The sequence below is a fragment of the Haloferax sp. Atlit-12N genome (genome assembly GCF_003383095.1).
Taxonomy (GTDB): Archaea; Halobacteriota; Halobacteria; order Halobacteriales; family Haloferacaceae; genus Haloferax.
The window spans coordinates 1-838 of sequence record NZ_PSYW01000050.1 but is presented as its reverse complement, the minus strand read 5'-3'; the positions used below and the strand labels follow the sequence as shown (position 1 = coordinate 838).

The 838-nt window shown below is 58.6% G+C and carries 1 protein-coding gene; it reads left to right on the top strand.

All coding sequences use genetic code 11. The features are described 5' to 3' along the window. Positions 1-246: 246 nt before the first annotated feature. On the top strand, positions 247-838 hold a 592-nt coding region (locus C5B90_RS19925; RefSeq protein WP_148708279.1), incomplete at its 3' end, for a beta-galactosidase.

The following is an 838-nucleotide window of genomic DNA, read 5'->3' as shown; positions in this document are numbered from 1 at the left end:
GCGGTCTGCGCAATCACTCAAACCACTAGTATTCAATTCTATCGGACTGTAGTGATGGATCCGTTGGGTGCCCACGTACAGCGACACTTGCCGAGATCGTGCTTCAGGGGTGAAGCATGAGAGAAGCTGAATAATACAGAATAGCGGGGATTAGATAGGCCGTATCTCCACACCTCGGGCCGGCAACGAGCGAGGTCTAGCCGACCGAGGATTTTTATTGTGGTGCGATATCTCTTATCATAGACAATGTCAATTGGTGTTTGCTACTTTCCAGAACATTGGCCACGCGAACAGTGGGAATCTGACGCACGGCAAATGGCCGAGGCGGGCATCGAATACGTCCGTCTGGCTGAGTTTTCGTGGGGCGTCATCGAGCCGACACTTGGGGGCCTCGATTTCTCGTGGCTTGACGAGGCGGTCGATATACTAGCTGATCACGGCCTGAACGTCGTCCTCTGTACACCAACGGCAACGCCGCCGAAGTGGCTCGTCGACGAACACCCGGAGATTCTGCAGGCCGACCCCGACGGGACGCCTCGGCACTTCGGCTCGCGTCGCCACTACTGTTTCAACTCGCCCCGATACCGAGAGGAGACGCGCCGCATCGTTTCGGAGATGGCAGCCCACTACGCAGACCATCCGGCCGTCGTCGGCTGGCAGACCGACAACGAGTTCGGCTGTCACGGGACCGTTCGCTGTTACTGCGAGGACTGTTCGGCCGCCTTTTCCGAGTGGCTCGCAGCGAAGTACGACGACGTCGGCGACCTGAACGAGCAGTGGGGGACGACGTTCTGGAGCCAACAGTACGCCTCTTTCGAAGCTGTCGACCCCCCGCGGA